Source organism: Curtobacterium sp. Arg-1, from assembly GCF_025643395.1.
GTDB lineage: Bacteria > Actinomycetota > Actinomycetes > Actinomycetales > Microbacteriaceae > Curtobacterium > Curtobacterium poinsettiae.
In genome coordinates this window covers 1,091,570-1,104,732 of the sequence record NZ_CP095731.1, presented here as the reverse complement: position 1 = coordinate 1,104,732, position 13,163 = coordinate 1,091,570, and the positions used below count along the sequence as shown (strand labels likewise).

General features: G+C 66.7%; 14 protein-coding genes and 2 tRNA genes. 7 read left to right on the top strand and 9 right to left on the bottom strand.

Annotation, left to right across the window (positions count from 1 at the left end; all coding sequences use genetic code 11):
- Window positions 1-42: 42 nt before the first annotated feature.
- Window positions 43-2,067, top strand: coding sequence for a M3 family metallopeptidase (locus MXD64_RS05315; RefSeq protein WP_071252282.1), 2,025 nt, complete (start codon window positions 43-45; stop codon window positions 2,065-2,067).
- 204 nt (window positions 2,068-2,271) lie between these two features.
- Here MXD64_RS05315 and clpX read toward each other — a convergent pair whose 3' ends face one another.
- The gene (gene clpX, locus MXD64_RS05310) at window positions 2,272-3,552 is read right to left on the bottom strand and encodes an ATP-dependent Clp protease ATP-binding subunit ClpX (protein WP_017886000.1); all 1,281 of its coding nucleotides are present in this window, start codon (window positions 3,550-3,552) and stop codon (window positions 2,272-2,274) included.
- Between the two features lie 235 nt (window positions 3,553-3,787).
- Here clpX and MXD64_RS05305 point away from each other — a divergent pair, with 235 nt between their 5' ends.
- Both MXD64_RS05305 and MXD64_RS05300 read left to right on the top strand, forming a co-directional pair.
- A complete protein-coding gene (locus MXD64_RS05305; protein WP_017886001.1) occupies window positions 3,788-4,522 on the top strand; it encodes a YcnI family copper-binding membrane protein in 735 nt (244 codons plus the stop codon).
- Between the two features lie 50 nt (window positions 4,523-4,572).
- Entirely contained in the window at window positions 4,573-5,181 is a 609-nt protein-coding gene (locus MXD64_RS05300) for a copper resistance CopC family protein (RefSeq protein ID WP_056071387.1), read from the top strand.
- Window positions 5,182-5,261: 80 nt separating this feature from the next.
- Here MXD64_RS05300 and MXD64_RS05295 read toward each other — a convergent pair whose 3' ends face one another.
- From MXD64_RS05295 to MXD64_RS05275, 5 genes are all read right to left on the bottom strand, one after another.
- The gene (locus MXD64_RS05295) at window positions 5,262-5,921 is read right to left on the bottom strand and encodes an ATP-dependent Clp protease proteolytic subunit (RefSeq protein WP_031259232.1); all 660 of its coding nucleotides are present in this window, start codon (window positions 5,919-5,921) and stop codon (window positions 5,262-5,264) included.
- A gap of 26 nt (window positions 5,922-5,947) precedes the next feature.
- The gene (locus MXD64_RS05290; protein ID WP_035807635.1) at window positions 5,948-6,577 is read right to left on the bottom strand and encodes an ATP-dependent Clp protease proteolytic subunit; all 630 of its coding nucleotides are present in this window, start codon (window positions 6,575-6,577) and stop codon (window positions 5,948-5,950) included.
- Between the two features lie 167 nt (window positions 6,578-6,744).
- Window positions 6,745-8,052, bottom strand: a complete 1,308-nt coding sequence (gene tig / locus MXD64_RS05285) for a trigger factor (protein WP_017886005.1) — start codon at window positions 8,050-8,052, stop codon at window positions 6,745-6,747.
- Window positions 8,053-8,105: 53 nt separating this feature from the next.
- Window positions 8,106-8,182: transfer RNA gene (locus tag MXD64_RS05280), tRNA-Pro, on the bottom strand.
- 58 nt (window positions 8,183-8,240) lie between these two features.
- On the bottom strand, window positions 8,241-8,552 hold the full coding sequence (locus tag MXD64_RS05275; RefSeq protein ID WP_140449370.1) for a hypothetical protein: 312 nt from the start codon (window positions 8,550-8,552) through the stop codon (window positions 8,241-8,243).
- Between the two features lie 54 nt (window positions 8,553-8,606).
- Between MXD64_RS05275 and MXD64_RS05270 the strand changes: the two genes are divergently transcribed.
- From MXD64_RS05270 to MXD64_RS05260, 3 genes are all read left to right on the top strand, one after another.
- Window positions 8,607-8,677 (top strand) — tRNA-Gly (locus tag MXD64_RS05270).
- 205 nt (window positions 8,678-8,882) lie between these two features.
- Window positions 8,883-9,590, top strand: a complete 708-nt coding sequence (locus MXD64_RS05265) for a DUF5343 domain-containing protein (protein WP_263137223.1) — start codon at window positions 8,883-8,885, stop codon at window positions 9,588-9,590.
- On the top strand, window positions 9,580-10,398 hold the full coding sequence (locus MXD64_RS05260) for a toll/interleukin-1 receptor domain-containing protein (protein ID WP_263137222.1): 819 nt from the start codon (window positions 9,580-9,582) through the stop codon (window positions 10,396-10,398). The genes MXD64_RS05265 and MXD64_RS05260 overlap by 11 nt, the downstream gene beginning before the upstream one ends.
- 15 nt (window positions 10,399-10,413) lie before the next feature.
- Here the strand turns inward: MXD64_RS05260 and MXD64_RS05255 are convergent, their stop codons facing one another.
- A complete protein-coding gene (locus tag MXD64_RS05255; RefSeq protein WP_263137221.1) occupies window positions 10,414-10,608 on the bottom strand; it encodes a hypothetical protein in 195 nt (64 codons plus the stop codon).
- 250 nt (window positions 10,609-10,858) lie between these two features.
- Window positions 10,859-11,095: a hypothetical protein gene (locus MXD64_RS05250; RefSeq protein ID WP_263137220.1), complete on the bottom strand. Its 237-nt coding sequence runs from the start codon at window positions 11,093-11,095 to the stop codon at window positions 10,859-10,861.
- A gap of 432 nt (window positions 11,096-11,527) precedes the next feature.
- Between MXD64_RS05250 and MXD64_RS05245 the strand changes: the two genes are divergently transcribed.
- Window positions 11,528-12,199, top strand: a complete 672-nt coding sequence (locus MXD64_RS05245) for a ScaI family restriction endonuclease (RefSeq protein WP_263137219.1) — start codon at window positions 11,528-11,530, stop codon at window positions 12,197-12,199.
- Here the strand turns inward: MXD64_RS05245 and MXD64_RS05240 are convergent.
- Window positions 12,149-13,024, bottom strand: coding sequence for a DNA-methyltransferase (locus tag MXD64_RS05240; protein ID WP_263137218.1), 876 nt, complete (start codon window positions 13,022-13,024; stop codon window positions 12,149-12,151). The genes MXD64_RS05245 and MXD64_RS05240 overlap by 51 nt on opposite strands.
- Between the last annotated feature and the right edge of the window lie 139 nt (window positions 13,025-13,163).

Here is a 13,163-nt window from a genome sequence, read left to right as displayed (position 1 = left end):
CCGTCCGCCCCGTTGCGGCGCGACGTCCGTAGGGTGGTTGCCATGGCAACCCCGTTCGACGTCCCGAGCACCCTCCCCTACGCCCTGCCGCCCTTCGGCGACGTGCGACTCGAGCACTACCGACCGGCGTTCGAAGCCGGCATGGCCGAGCAGCGCGCCGAGGTCGAGGCCATCGCCACCGACCCCCACGCCCCGACGGTCGAGAACACCCTGATCGCACTCGAGCGGTCCGGGCAACTGCTGGCCCGCGTCAGCCACGTGTTCTTCACGCTGTCGTCGGCCGACTCGACCCCGGAGCTGCACGACCTCGAGGCCGAGATCTCACCGCTCCTCGCCGCCCACCGCGACGCGATCACGCTCGACGCACGCCTGTACGCCCGGGTGCAGGAGGTGCTCGACGGCGCTTCCGCCGCGGGTCTGGAGGGCGAAGCGCTCCGCCTGGTCGAGCGGACCCACGCCGAGATGACCCTGGCGGGCGCCGGGCTCGACGACGCGGGCAAGGAGCGTCTGACCGCGATCAACCAGGAACTCTCGACCCTCACGACGACCTTCGAGCGGAACCTGCTCGAGGACACCAACGACTCCGCCGTGCACGTGACGAGCGAGGACGAGCTCGAGGGGCTCGACGACGGCGCGAAGTCCGCCGCTGCCGGAGCCGCCGCCGACCGTGGCCTGGACGGCTGGCTCATCACGCTGCCGCTGTACACCGGACACCCGTGGCTGTCGTCGCTGGCGAACCGTGCCCTGCGCGAGCGGATCATGCGGGCCTCACTCGCCCGCGGTCGTCGGGGCAACCAGTACGACAACCGCGACGTGCTGCTCCGGATCGTCCGGCTCCGTGCCGAACGCGCCGAACTGCTCGGGTTCCCGAACCACGCCGCCGTCGTCACCGCCGACGAGACCGCCAAGACCCCCGAAGCCGTCGACGGCCTGCTGTCCTCGCTCGTCGGTGCCGCCGCCCGGAACGCCGACGACGAACGGGCCGTCCGTTCCCGCACGGTCGGCTTCGACGTCGAGTCGTGGGACTGGGCGTACGCGACCGAGATCCTGCGCGGGGAGCAGTTCGCCGCGGACAGCACCGCACTCCGCCCGTACTTCGAGGCGGACCGGGTCCTGCACGACGGGGTCTTCCACGCCGCCGGCGCCCTGTACGGCCTGACCTTCACGGAGCGCCCGGACCTGCACGGCTACAACGACGAGGTCCGGGTCTTCGAGGTCACCGGCGACGACGACGAGCCCGTCGGCCTGTACCTGCTCGACCTGTACACACGCGACGGCAAGCGCGGCGGCGCGTGGATGAACCCGGTCGTCGAGCAGTCCGAGCTCCTCGGCACCCTGCCCGTCGTGGTGAACAACCTCAACGTCGCGAAGCCCGCTGCCGGCTCCCCCACGCTGCTCATCCAGGACGAGGTGCAGACGCTCTTCCACGAGTTCGGGCACGCCCTGCACGGCCTCATCGCCCGCACCACCTACCCGCGGTTCTCCGGCACCAACGTCGAGCGGGACTTCGTCGAGTTCCCGAGCCAGGTGAACGAGATGTGGGTGTCGTGGCCGTCGGTGCTGGCGAACTACGCGAAGCACCACGAGACCGGGGCTCCCCTGCCGCCCGAGCTGGTCCTGGGGCTCAGCGAGTCCGAGGGGTTCAACGAGGGATTCGGCACGACCGAGTACCTGGCCGCCGCACTGCTCGACCAGGCGTGGCACCGACTGTCGGCTGCCGAGGCGGCCGCGGTGACGGACGTCGAGGCGTTCGAGCGGGACGCCTTGGCAGCCGCCGGCATCGCCGTCGAGGCCGTGCCACCGCGGTACTCCTCGACGTACTTCGCCCACACGTTCTCGGGTGGGTACGACGCCGGCTACTACGGGTACATCTGGTCCGAGGTGCTCGACGCCGACACGGTGGAGTGGTTCCGCGACAACGGCGGGCTGGACCGTGCGGCCGGTCGACGCTTCGCGGAACGGCTGCTCGGGGTCGGCGGCGCGAAGGACCCGCTCGAGGCGTACCGGGACTTCCGCGGCCGCGACGCCGAGGTCGGCCCGCTGCTGCGGCGCCGCGGGCTCGAGTAGGGCGCTGCGGGACCGGGCGCTTCCGGGCGTACCGCCACGACTCGGGCGTACCCGGTAGGAACTCCCGACCAGGTACGCCCGATCTCGCTTTCCATCGCACCCGTCGTGGGAAGCACCAGACGTCGATCCGCGGGCCGCGCCGACCGCCAGAGCACGACGAAGCCCCGCACCGATCCGGTGCGGGGCTTCGTCGCGAGCGGAGCGCTACGCCGACTTCTCGACGCGCTTGGCCCGGGGCCGCGGCACGATCGTCGGGGCGGCGTTCTCGAGCACGGACTCGCGGGTGATGACCACGCGGGCGACGTCGTCGTCGGACGGGACGTCGAACATCACCGGGCCGAGGACCTCTTCGAGGATCGCGCGGAGCCCGCGGGCACCCGTCTGGCGCAGCACCGCGAGGTCCGCGATGGCCTCGAGCGCGCCCTGGTCGAACTCGAGCTCGACGCCGTCGATCTGGAACATCCGCTGGTACTGCTTGACCAGCGCGTTCTTCGGCTCGGTCAGGATCTGCATGAGCGCCGCCTGGTCGAGCTGCGACACCGTGGTGACGACGGGAAGACGACCGATGAACTCGGGGATCAGGCCGAACTTGTGCAGGTCTTCCGGCAGGACCTCGGAGTACAGGTCCTGGTGGTCGGTCGCACTGTGCAGGGGCGCCCCGAAGCCGATCCCGCGCTTGCCGACGCGCGAGGACACGATGTCCTCGAGCCCGGCGAAGGCACCCGCCACGATGAACAGCACGTTCGTCGTGTCGATCTGGATGAACTCCTGGTGCGGGTGCTTGCGACCGCCCTGCGGCGGGACCGAGGCGACCGTGCCCTCGAGGATCTTGAGCAGCGCCTGCTGCACGCCTTCGCCGGAGACGTCGCGGGTGATCGACGGGTTCTCGGCCTTGCGGGCGATCTTGTCGACCTCGTCGATGTAGATGATGCCGGTCTCGGCACGCTTCACGTCGTAGTCGGCGGCCTGGATCAGCTTGAGGAGGATGTTCTCGACGTCTTCACCGACGTAGCCGGCCTCGGTCAGGGCGGTGGCGTCGGCGACGGCGAACGGCACGTTGAGGCGCTTGGCCAGGGTCTGCGCCAGGTACGTCTTGCCACAGCCGGTCGGGCCGATGAGCAGGATGTTCGACTTGGCGATCTCGATGTCGTCGCGGTCTTCGGCGGCGGTGATCTGTCCCTGCGCGCGGATGCGCTTGTAGTGGTTGTAGACGGCCACGGCGAGGGCGCGCTTCGCCGGGTCCTGCCCGATGACGTACTCCTGCAGGAAGTCGAAGATCTCCCGCGGCTTGGGCAGTTCGAAGTCCCCGCTCGAGGTGTCCTCGCCGGCTTCGGCCAGACGTTCCTCGATGATCTCGTTGCAGAGCTCGACGCACTCGTCGCAGATGTAGACGCCCGGTCCGGCGATGAGCTGCTGGACCTGCTTCTGGCTCTTGCCGCAGAACGAGCACTTGAGGAGATCGCCGCTCTCTCCGATGCGTGCCATTCCCGTGCCTCCCTGATTGGACATGCCGGCCGCGCTGTCGCACCACCGCTGGTGCACCGCTGCTGGTGGGCACCTCGTCGTGGACACGAGCCTAACCGCAACCGGTGACACCGACCGCGATGCCCCTCCGCAATCGCGCAGCGCGTTCGCCCAGGGCGTGCGAGCCTGCTACGGTGATCCGGACTTCTCTACAACTTGTAGAACAGCACGTGCAGAACCACCCGGAAGGAACCCCATGCAGAAGCGTCTCGCCGCCGGCGGCGCCGTCACCCTCGGCGTCGCAGCCGTCATCGTCCTCGGCAGTGCCACGGCGGCCAGCGCGCACGTGTCCGCGACGGCCACGTCGACCGCCGCGAACTCGTACACCACGGCGACCTTCTCGGTCCCGCACGGCTGCGACGGCTCCCCCACCACGAAGATCGAGTTCCAGGTGCCGGAGTCCGTCATCGAGGTGACGCCCACCGTGAACCCGAACTGGAAGATCACGAAGGCGACCGAGCCCTACACCGACCCGTCGGCCTCGGCTTCGGCCTCCGACGAGGACCACGCCGAGACGGCCGCCGAGCGCGTCACGAGCGTCACGTACACCGCGAAGACCCCGCTGCCCGCCGACGAGCGCGACACCTTCGCGCTCTCGTTCTCGCTGCCGGACGGCAAGGCCGGCGACCTGGTCGAGTTCCCCGCGATCCAGACCTGCGAGAAGGGCAGCGTCGAGTGGAACCAGGAGCAGCAGGCCGGCGAAGCCGAGCCCGAGCACCCGGCGCCCTCGATCACCCTGACCGCCGCCGAGCCGACGGACGACGACGGCGACCCGATCGCCGCGACCCCGACGACCGAGGCTGCCAGCACGACCGCCTCGAGCGACCCCGACCTGGTCGGTCGCTTCCTCGGCCTCGGCGGCCTGGTGCTCGGCGCCGTCGCCCTGGTCGTCGCCGTCGCCGGCACGCGTCGTCGGAGCTCCACCAAGTGACGCAGCGCGGCCCGCGTCGGTCCCGCCAGTGGTCCTCTGCCCGGAGGCTCGTGGCCGGGACCGCCGCGGCCGTCGCGATCGCCGGTGGTGCGGTCCTCGGGCTCGCCGGTCCCGCCAGCGCGCACAACTACCTGATCTCGTCCGACCCGGAGGTCCGCGGCACGCTCACCGAGCTGCCCGAGGACTTCGACATCACCACGAACGACAAGCTGCTCGACATCGGCGGATCGGGGTCGGGCTTCGCGTTCCGCATCGTCGGGCCCGACGGCCGGTACTACGAGGACGGCTGCGTCGACGTCGAGGGGCCGTCGATGACCACGGCCGCCGCGCTCGGCGACTCCGGCAAGTACACCGTCGAGTGGCAGATCGTCTCCGCCGACGGCCACACCGTGTCCGACGAGTACCCCTTCACGTGGAAGGCACCGTCGGGCTTCACCCCGGCGTCGGGCGCGGCGAAACCCCCGACCTGCGCCACCGCGGGTGACGACGACGGCGGATCGGACACCACGACCGGTACGGCCTCGGGGTCGAGCGACTCGGCCGCGTCCGACGCGATCTGGATCGGCGCCGGTGGCATCGTGCTCGTCGGCGTGGTGGTCGCGGTGTTGCTGCTCCTGCGCCGCAAGCCGGCCCCGGAGTCCGACGACACCGACGACTAGACACGACGCAACGACCAGCCCCGTCGCACGACGAAGGCCCCGCACCGATCGGTGCGGGGCCTTCGTCGTTCCTGCTGGAGCTACTTGACGAGCGCCGGCAGGTTCTTGCGGCTGGTGAGGACCTGGTCGATCAGGCCGTACTCCACGGCTTCCTGCGCGGACATGATCTTGTCGCGCTCGATGTCGTGGTTGATCTCCGCCGGCGTCTTGTTGGAGTGCTTCGACAGCGTCTCCTCGAGCCAGGTGCGCATGCGGAGGATCTCCGCCGCCTGGATCTCGATGTCGGACGCCTGACCGCCACCCTGCTGGGTCGCGGGCTGGTGGATCAGCACACGGGCGTTCGGCAGCGCGAGGCGCTTGCCGGGGGTGCCACCGGCGAGCAGCACCGACGCAGCCGAGGCAGCCTGGCCGAGGCAGACCGTCTGGATCTGCGGACGGATGTACTGCATCGTGTCGTAGATCGCCGTCATCGCGGTGAACGAGCCACCGGGCGAGTTGATGTACATCACGATGTCGCGGTCGGGGTCCATCGACTCGAGCACGAGCAGCTGGGCCATGACGTCGTCAGCCGACGCGTCGTCGACCTGCACGCCGAGGAACACGATGCGGTCCTCGAAGAGCTTGGCGTACGGGTCCTGGCGCTTGTAGCCGTAGGCCGTGCGCTCTTCGAAGCTCGGCAGGATGTACCGATTGGACGGAGCCGGGACGTTCTGCGCGCCACCGAGCATGGGGAGATGCATTCTCGTTTCCTTTTCTTCGGTGGTGATCAGGACTGGGCGTCGGGCTCAGCTGCGCTGGTGGGCGTCTCGCCGTCGCCGACGGTGCCACCACCGCCGATGACCTCGGCGCTCGAGGCGCGGAGGTGGTCGACGAAGCCGTACTCGAGCGCTTCCTGGGCCGTGAACCAGTTGTCGCGGTCGTTGTCCTTGAGGATCTGCTCGACCGACTTGCCGGTCTGCTCGGCCGTGAGCTCCGCCATGCGCTGCTTCATGTCGAGGATGACCTTGGCCTGCGTCTGGATGTCGGCAGCGGTGCCGCCGAAGCCGCCGGACGGCTGGTGGAGCAGCACGCGCGCGTTCGGCGTGATGTAGCGCTTGCCGGGCGTGCCGGAGGACAGCAGGAACTGTCCCATCGACGCGGCGAGGCCGATGCCCACGGTGACGATGTCGTTCGGGACGAACTGCATCGTGTCGTAGATCGCCATGCCGGCGGTGATCGAACCACCGGGCGAGTTGATGTAGAGGTAGATGTCCTTCTCAGGGTCCTCGGCGGCGAGCAGCAGCAGCTTGGCTGCGATCTCGTTCGAGTTGTCGTCGCGGACCTCGGAGCCGAGCCACACGATCCGGTCTCTCAGAAGGCGGTCAAAAACACTGGGGTTCAGTGTTGCTTCGGCCATGGAAAAGCTCCCGTTCAGTTGTCGCTTGTTGTCGAACTTATCGGGTGCAACGCACCAGTTCTCGTCTGTTCGCCGACAGCAATGCGGTGGTGCGGAAATACGGACGGGAGGCGCGGTGCCAGCTGGCACCGCGCCTCCCGTCTGTCGTACTGGTGGCGTCGAGATCGTTACTCGGCGTCCCCTGCCGGCTCCTGCGCGACGCCCGCCGTGAAGGCGGACAGGTCGACGGCGTCGCCGTTGGTGTCCTTGACGGTCACCTTGGACAGGACGGTCGCGACCGCCTTCGAGCGGGCGACCTCGCCGACCATGCCGGGGATCTGGCCGTTCTGGTCGATGACCTTGATGAACTCGGCCGGCTCCATGCCGTACTGCGCGGCGGCCTGGATGAGGTACTGGGTCAGTTCCTCCTGCGAGACCTGGATCTCTTCCTTCTCGGCGATCGCGTCGAGGAGGATCTGCGAGCGGAAGGCGGTCTCGCTGGACTCGGAGACCTCCTTGCGGTGCTCCTCGTCCTCGAGGCGGTTCTCCTGCTCGAGGTGACGGTGCACCTCGTCGGCGATGAGCTGCTCCGAGATCGGGATGTTGACGTCCTCGGTGAGCTTCTCGACGAGCTTGTCGCGAGCCGCGGCGCCCTGACCGAAGGTCTTGGACTTCGCGATCTGCTCCTTCAGGTCCGCCTTGAGCTCGTCGATGGTGTCGAACTGGCTGGCGATCTGGGCGAACTCGTCGTCGGCCTCGGGGAGCTCGCGCTCCTTGACGGCGGTGACGGTGACGGCGATCTGGGCGGTCTCGCCCTCGCGGTCGCCACCGACGAGCTTCGACTCGAAGTTCGTCGACTCGCCGGCGGTCAGGGACTCGAGCGCCTCGTCGATGCCCTCGAGCAGGTCGCCGGAGCCGATCTCGTAGGAGACGCCGGTGGCCGAGTCGACCTCGTCGTCGCCGATGCTGGCGGTGAGGTCGATCTGCGCGAAGTCGCCGGTCTTCGCCGGACGGTCCACCGTCACGAGCGTGCCGAAGCGGGTGCGCAGGTTCTGCAGCTCCTCTTCGATCTCGTCGTCCGACACCTCGACGGCGTCGACGGTGAGCTCGTACGAGGAGTAGTCCGGCAGGTCGAACTCGGGGCGGACGTCGACCTCGAAGGTGAGGACGAGGTCGCCGGTGAAGTCCGCGACGTTCGGCAGCTCGGCGACGTCGGCCTCGGCACGGCCGAGGATGCGCAGCTCCTGCTCTTCGACCGCCTGGCGGTAGAAGTTGTCGATGGCGTCACCGACGGCGTGGTTCAGGACCTCGCCGCGGCCGACACGCTGGTCGACGATCGCGGGCGGGACCTTGCCCTTGCGGAAGCCGGGGATGTTGATCTGCTCGGCGATGTGCTTGTAGGCGTGGTCGATGCTCGGCTTGAGATCGTCCGGCGTCACGTTCACGGTGAGCTTGACGCGGGTGTCGCTCACCTTGTCGACGGTGCTGGTGGCCAAGGGATGTTCTCCTGTTGGTTGACGTTCGTGTGGTCGGTGGTGCTCGGAGGACCTGGTCGGGGCGACAGGATTTGAACCTGCGACCTCCCGCTCCCAAAGCGGGCGCTCTACCAAGCTGAGCTACGCCCCGTTGGTTCGTGCCAGGGATCAGCCGCACACACCGAGGGGCGCATGCGACCCCGGTGAGTCTAGCGGTCCGACGGCGCACTGTTCCCGGGGGTTGCCCAGTCGTCCTCCGCGGCGCGTCGGAGACCCCGCCGCCACCGGATCCCGACGACCACCTGGACCCCCAGGGCGGCCACCGCGAGCAGCAGCCCGACGACGATCCGCCAGACGTGCAGCAGTGCGTGCGCGGGCTGCGACTGCGGGTCGCCGAACAGGTCGGGGCGCAGGGACAGGACCGCGGCGGCGAGGAGCACCAGCACGTACGAGACCACCCGCGACCGGCGGATCGTGCGTTCGGCGCCGGCGTCCGGTTTCGGGATGACGCGCGTCGGCATGTCGGTGCTCGTTCGTCCGCTACGATGGTCGGGCTGCGCCTGGTGCGCAGGCGCGGGGATGTAGCTCAATGGTAGAGCCCCAGTCTTCCAAACTGGCTACGCGGGTTCGATTCCCGTCATCCCCTCTGTTGTGCCTACTGGGAAGTAGGCCCGTCCTGGCAACGGGCGTTCAGGCCGAACCCCTCCGAAACCCCTCGTGACCTACGCACACGTGCCCCACGTTGTCCGACATCTCCAGGGTTCGATCCCGACCGGCCGTGTCGTACTCGTCAGTGTCAGCCGGGTACTTCATAATGCGAAGATGAATCACGTACTGAGGATGAGTTAGCCATGGCAGATCCCACTCCCCCGGCGGCACGCTCCTCCTACCCATACATGTCGAAAAACCAATGGTTTGGCGTGCGAAATCGACTTAAGCAGTCCCCGCCGCGCGCCATCGACATTGACTGGGTGATTGCCGCACTGGATGCCACCCACCGAACGGCTCAGAACGTTCTCCCTCAGCTGAAGACGCTTGGCCTCATCGACAGCGACGGCCGCACCACGGAACTCGTTCATGACTTGCGCGACGACGAGTCGTACGCCTCAGCGTGCGCCTCAATCATCGACAGTGTCTACCCCGAAAGCTTGCGAAGCGCGCACGACGATCCATCCGCGGACCCGACCCGGGTCGCGAGCTGGTTCTCGAGGAACGCCCGCGTCGGCGACGCCGCGGCGAAACAACAAGCCACTCTGTACCTGACGCTGTTGGGAGGAACGCTTCCCTCCCCGGACGACGCGAAGCCCTCCCCGCGAACTAGGAAGACAACGACAACGAAGCCCAAGACAGCTCCTGCTCCCGCCGCTGCAAGCGCGGGAGCAGCCGCAAAGGACGTCGTCGATAGGCAGCACGGTGAAGGCTGGACGCCCAAGCAGCAGCAGCCGAGCGGGACGCCAACCATCCACGTCGACCTACAGATCCACATCTCTGCCGATACAAGCGACTCGCAGATCGACTCCATCTTCCAGAGCATGGCGAAGCATCTCTATGGCCGATGAGGCGCTGCCGGTCGCGATGCGAATCGTCCGGGGGATGCAGGCTGACGGCGTAGCCGCGACGACGGCGTCATCTGCTCCGGCTGCTCCCCCAACAGATGACACCCCGGTCGATCCGCCGACCAAAGCACCAACGGCTTTCCTCACCTGGGCGCACCGTCATTCCTCATGGGACGACCAGCAGGCACAAAACTGGCAGGAAGAAGTTGCGACCTTCGCTGCGACCCTGCGGCACCTCGGAGTCGACGCTGACGTCGACTTGTTCCACCTCGACGAGCCCGAGGATTGGACCCGGTTCGGGCAGCGAGCGATCCAACGTGCGCAGTTCACGCTCATCATCATGTCCACCGCATGGGCTGAGCGATGGGCGGGCAGCAACGCCCCTACCGAAGGTGCTGGCGCGGCAGGAGAGGCTGACTACCTGCGCGGGCTATTCGCGAAGAACCAGGAGACCTGGCAGCGGAAGCTGCTGATTGTCATGTTTCCGGAAGTGGGCGGGAGCGTAGTTCCACCGGATCTGGAGCGTGTCTCCCGCGTTTACGTCGACCCGACCAACACCGATGACTACGAGGCAGTTCTTCGTAACCTCACTGCACAGCCGCGGTACCCGAAACCACCGCTCGGCGTTGTGCCCCGCTTCGCTCCGGCTCAGGCGCACGCGGCCGGAGACCTTCGCGAGGACCTGAAAGCAGTGCGGACCGAGATCAAGGCGCTGCCGTCAGATGCTCCGGCGGAGCGGCGGCAGCAGCTTACGATGCGTGAGTCGGCCCTCCTTGGATTCATCGATGCCGCAGACCAGGGTGCCGACTAGCTGCTAACGAAGGCTTCAAACCGAGCGATCCGTCAGGGCCGTTCCCCGTTCCACGAGAGCTTGGGAGCTACCGACCAGGGAGTTCTCGTAGACGCGCACGCGGTCGAACACGGCGTCGTCCACGCGCTTGATCTCGGTCTGCTCTGCGACCGATTTGGGGTAGCTCTCCTCGCGAGCGTGGATGCGGTAGACCTCCGGGTCGGCTGCCACGGCTGGGCTGAGTCGAAGACGGGCATGACAGGCTCCGATCCGGCGCGCGGGCGCTTTGCCAGGTCGCGGATGCGGTCCCGGGTGCTGGTGGTCTGGTCGGTTCGCTCGAACACAGCACCGAACGCACGCTCGGCTGCGTCCAGCTCAGCACGCAGTTCCTCGGCGGCACCGCGGTAGTCGCCGGCCTTCTGGCGGAGGTTCTTCGCTGCGCGCGGTCCGCCGTAGGCGGGGTATGGGGTGGTGGTGACGGTCATCGGTCTACCTTCTGGGTTGAGCGGTCGCGAAGTCGGCCGCGGGGCTTCGTCGGGCGCAGGGTCTTGGAAATCTCCGGATAGAGAACACCGGCGACCGTCAACTGATCGATCAGCGCAACACGCACGATGGTCGCCTTGGAAATGCCACCGAGCCGGACCGTCAGGTCGAGCGCGTCGCTTACTTCTCGCGGCGCAGTTGTGCGAAGTTCGGCTTCTGATTGACGTGTTCCCATTTGGCGGCCCTTCCGTTGACTGTAGCATTCACGGCACATTGCTACGGAACCGCCGTGGGGTAAAACACCCAGTTTTGTTTCTCTAACTATTGATCATTACGAAAGGCAACTCTCACGACCAACAGCAACGACCGCAGCACTGAGTACACCGGCAACGACAAGGAGCGCGCCAAGCGCCCGCTCACCGTGCAGGAGCAGGCTCGTTCCATGCGGCGCGAAAGCCTTCGCGATCGTCTTGAACCGCGGGGGGGGGCACCATGGAGCGAAGGGCATCCAGTGACGTCGCTGCCAACGATCCGATTATCGGGATGACGCGAGTCGTGGGCTCGTCCCACGAGCCGGCGCTCGCCAGTGGGCGAAGCGCGCGGCCGATGTCCGGCACGCCGTGAGGCGCAACTTGACAATTGCCAAATCAGTCGAGAGTATCCGAGGGTGCCTCACGACAGCCTCCCGCTCGACTTCATCGCGCCAAACTCGCGGGCGGTACCGCGCCCGAAGGATCCAAGCAGCCCGTACTTTGGAGTTGATCCGGAGGAGTGGCGTGAAGTAACAGCTGAGCTCATCTCAGAGCACCCGCTTGACCCGATGATTCTGCGGGAGGCGGTGCTGCAAAGTTGGGATGACATCTTTGAGTCATCCATCGGCCTCGCTCGGATCGGCGCGGGGATCGACCCAGATCCTCAGATCATGGGATATCTTCTGCACGAACTGATTCCCGTACGAATTAGCGCCGAGTCCCGTCACTGGCGGAAGGACTCCGCTTCCGACGAGAAGGACCTGGTGTACGGCCCCAACCCCAGCTACTCAATCGAGATCAAATCTTCAACGAACGCCATGCAGATCTTCGGTAACCGGAGTTATGGCGTCGAGCGGACGGAAGATGGGCGGGGAAGGCAGCTGAAGAAGGCAAAGGCGGGCTACTACTGCGCCATCAACTTCGAGCGGTGGGTCGATGCGCCGGGTAGGCGTCCCGAGATCCGCCGAATCCGCTTCGGATGGATCGACAGCACCGACTGGGTCGCACAGCGCGCCGAGACCGGGCAGGCCTCGACGCTACCCCGCGCGGTCTACGCGAATCAGCTCGCTGTCGTCTACTCCCGCTAGCAGCGAAGCGCGATCGTCGAACATTCGGTCCACACGCTGGATAGCGGTCCCGAGATAGTCCGAGCGCAATTCGAACCCGACGGAACGCCGACCAAGACGTCCGGCGACCGCCGCCGTCGTTCCAGAACCAAGGAACGGGTCTAGGACCACGTCGCCAGGTCGCGTGGTTGACAGAATGATGCGCTCGATCACTGCTTCGGGGAACTGTGCGGGATGAGGCATGCGTTCCTTCGAAGCGCGCTGCCTACCAGACGTCACCTTGGGAATGTTCCAAACATCGCCGGGATTCTTTCCCAGCGGGTTGCACTTGAGCTTGCCATTTTTCCGCTGATTTGGGTATTTCACATCAGGGTCACGAACCGAGTCAAGGTCAAAGTAATACGAATCAGGATCCTTGACGTACCAAAGAAATTTCTCGTTCCGCGGCGCAAACGCGCGACTCGTGGTCGTACCCGCCCCGTACGCCCATACCACTTCCTGGCGCAGGTAGAACGGGACTTTGTCCCACAGGAGGTAGGGCAGCGGCACCGCTCGACCCTGGCCCTTCACTTCGACGTACCCGAGATTAAGCCAAAAATGAGCTGAATCTGCCGAAATACGGCCGATCTCGATCGCCCAAGATTCGACCCATTGGAGGTACTCCTGGAGGTCCAGCTTCGTCTCATACTCTTTGCCGATGTTGTAGGGCGGACTCGTAACGGTCGAATCGAGCCAGCCGGACGGCAGCTTGCGGAGCAGTTCGAGCGAGTCACCTTGATAGATGAGGACTCCGTCGCGTTCGTAGGCGGGGGCACCGAGGTGTGTGCGAACTACGTCGAGGGACATGGAGCTCCAGAGTGTCGAACGGGCTTTCGAATGAAGCCTACTGCGAGTCAGGACTGCTTCAGGTGTCGGTGCACCTGAGCGACGTCAGTATCTGCGAGACCGCCGACACAGCGACGCAGGCACTCGGAAACCCCTCCGA